Source organism: Phocaeicola sp. RTP21198st1_B8_RTP21198_201120, assembly GCF_040929485.1.
Classification (GTDB): domain Bacteria; phylum Bacteroidota; class Bacteroidia; order Bacteroidales; family Bacteroidaceae; genus Phocaeicola; species Phocaeicola dorei.
In genome coordinates, this window is sequence record NZ_JBCOCI010000175.1 from 1 (window position 1) to 3,100 (window position 3,100).

The 3,100-nt window shown below is 43.9% G+C and carries 1 protein-coding gene and 1 pseudogene; one reads left to right on the forward strand and one right to left on the reverse strand.

Going from position 1 to position 3,100, the window contains the following annotated elements:
- A partial coding sequence (locus AB5935_RS24100; RefSeq protein WP_368327668.1) for a PD-(D/E)XK nuclease family protein occupies nt 1-2,722 on the forward strand: 2,722 nt, incomplete at its 5' end.
- A 74-nt stretch (nt 2,723-2,796) separates the two neighbouring features.
- Here the strand turns inward: AB5935_RS24100 and AB5935_RS24105 are convergent.
- Nucleotides 2,797-3,100 (reverse strand): annotated as a pseudogene (locus AB5935_RS24105) (4-(cytidine 5'-diphospho)-2-C-methyl-D-erythritol kinase); the annotation flags it as partial.

A 3,100-nucleotide genomic window follows, 5' to 3' on the forward strand; every position in this document is an offset into this window, starting at 1 on the left:
CGTCAGCATCAGCGAATTATTCCGTAGTCTTTCTCCATGGGAAGTGGGTGATCCGGTAAAACTGGTATGCGAACTTTATAAGATATTCCGACGGGAAACTCAAAGTACGGAAACACTGGATGATTTCTATTTTTGGGGAGAAATGCTGATCAGTGATTTTGACGATGCCGACAAAAATAGAGTGGATACCGACAAACTGTTTTCCAATTTACAGGATCTGCGCAACATAATGGACGACTACACCTTCATTGACGATGAGCAGGAAGAAGCTATCCGGCAGTTCTTCCAGAACTTCTCCATCGAACGGAGAACAGCGCTGAAAGAACGGTTTATCTCTTTATGGAACGTATTGGGGAACATCTACAAAGGGTTCCGTGAATCCTTAGCTTCTCAAAACATTGCCTACGAAGGAATGATGTACCGTCACGTCATAGAGCATCTGGATGTGGACAAACTTCCATACGAGAAATATGTTTTTGTAGGATTTAATGTGCTGAACAAAGTGGAACATACGTTGTTCACCCAATTGAAAGATGCCGGAAAAGCTGTTTTTTATTGGGATTACGACGAATTTTATATGAAGGAAAACAGACAAGCCGTCACCCATGAAGCCGGAGAGTTTATCCGCCGGAACTTACGCGACTTTCCTTCTCCTTTGTCCGGTGAGTTATTCAAAAATCTCTCGAAACCTAAAGAGGTACACTACATCGCATCTTCCACTGAAAATGCACAAGCCCGTTACCTGCCTCAATGGATACGAAACAATCTGACTACACCGGAAAAGGAAACCGCAGTCGTATTGTGTAACGAAGCATTGCTTCAACCGGTCCTCCATTCATTGCCGGCAGAAGTAAAACATGTCAATATCACCATGGGATTTCCGTTATCGCAAACTCCTGTATATAGTTTCCTCATCACCTTACTGGAGTTGCATACCCACGGATTTAATTTCAAAAGCGGCCGCTACACGTTTCAATCAGTTGTTACACTGTTAAAACACCCCTATACCCGCCAACTCACCGGTCAAGCCGAATTGTTGGAGAAAGAACTGACCCGAAACAACCGTTTCTATCCGTTACCCGGCGAATTGGGCAAAGATGAATTCCTTACCCAGCTTTTCACTCCGCTTTCCGGAAACCTGAATCTGTGCATACGCCTGTCCGAAACTTTGCAGCAAGTGGCAAGCATTTACCAGGCAAACACTTCCGGTACCGAGGACACAGATGCATTCAACCAACTTTATCGGGAATCGCTTTTCAAAGCCTATACCACCATCAACCGGTTCCGCACACTGATAGAAGAAGATGAATTAACCGTACAAAGCGAAACATTCCGGCGATTGCTGGTCAAGGTCTTATCAACGACTAATATTCCATTCCACGGCGAACCGGCCATTGGTATGCAGGTCATGGGGGTATTGGAAACACGTAACCTGGATTTCCGCCACTTGGTATTACTATCGGTCAATGAAGGGCAGCTTCCCAAATCGGGAGGAGACTCTTCCTTTATTCCTTACAACCTGCGCAAAGCTTTCGGAATGACTACTATAGAGCATAAAATTGCCGTATATGCATACTATTTCTATCGTCTGCTGCAACGGGCAGAAAGGATTACCTTAATTTACAATACCAGTTCGGACGGACTGAACCGCGGCGAATGGAGCCGTTTCATGCTGCAATTCCTTATTGAATGGCCTCACCCCATCACACGTCAGTTTCTGGAGGCCGGACAGTCCCCTCAAGGCACCTCGTCTATCACTGTAGAAAAGACCCCGGATGTCATGCGCCGGATGCAAAGCCTGTTTGATGTCCGTGCCAATCCCAAAGCAAAATTTTCTCCATCAGCCTTGAATTATTATCTGGATTGTCCTTTAAAATTTTATTATAGGTATGTAGCCGGCCTCTCCGCCCCCGATGAAGTGAGTGCAGAAATAGATTCCGCCACATTCGGAAGTATTTTCCATTACGCAGCCGAACATATTTATAAAGACCTGACCACTCATGGCAAAGTCATTAATAAGGAAGCATTGGAAACGTTGCTACGCAATGAAGTGAAGCTGCAAGATTATGTGGATACAGCATTCAAGAAATTATTCTTTAATGTTCCGCAAAACGAGAAACCGGAATATAACGGCGTACAACTTATCAACTCTGCCGTTATTGCAAGATATTTAAAACAACTTTTACAAAATGATTTACGTTACGCTCCCTTCACTTTTATTGCATCGGAAATGGAAGTGGATGAACCCATCGACATACAAACACCCAAAGGAGTCATAAAATCACGTATCGGAGGAATTATTGACCGTATGGACAGCAAGGATGGCACACTTCGTATTGTGGACTACAAGACAGGTGGCGATGCAGACACCCCACCCCATGTGGAATCTCTGTTTATTCCAGACAAGAAACGTTCCAACTATGTATTCCAAACGTTCCTGTATGCCGCCATCATGTGCCGCAAGCAACCAACGATGAAGATAGCTCCGGCCCTTCTCTATATTCATCGGGCCGCTACAGAAACCTATTCTCCCGTTATACAAATGGGCGAGTCACGAAAGCCCAAAGAGGCTGTGGAAGATTTCAGTAAATATGAAAAAGAATACCGTGAACGACTTCAAGGATTATTAGAAGAAATATTTAATCCGGAAAAATCATTTACCCAAACAGAAATCATAGAAAAATGTACCTATTGTGATTTCAAGGCACTATGTAAAAGATAGACTATAGTGATTAGTGGTTAATACCTGCGGCATGACAGCGCAGTCCACTAATCACTAACCACTGATCTGCCACACTATTCCAACGCTCTCTGCCTGCAAAAACATCCACAGAATTTATCTTCCACATTCTCTATCGGTGCTTCGAAAATACCATAGACGGAAGACCCAGAGCCACTCATGGCAGCATACACTGCCCCCAAATCATACAATTCATCTTTTATAGCAGCAATCTCAGGGAACTTTTTGAAGACACTATCTTCAAAATCATTCTTCATACTGCTTTTCCATGTTTCTATAGGTTGCTTTACAATTTCTTTCAAAGAAACAGCCGGACGCACAGGCTTTATTTCGGCAAACGCATCCCGGGTGGACACAAAG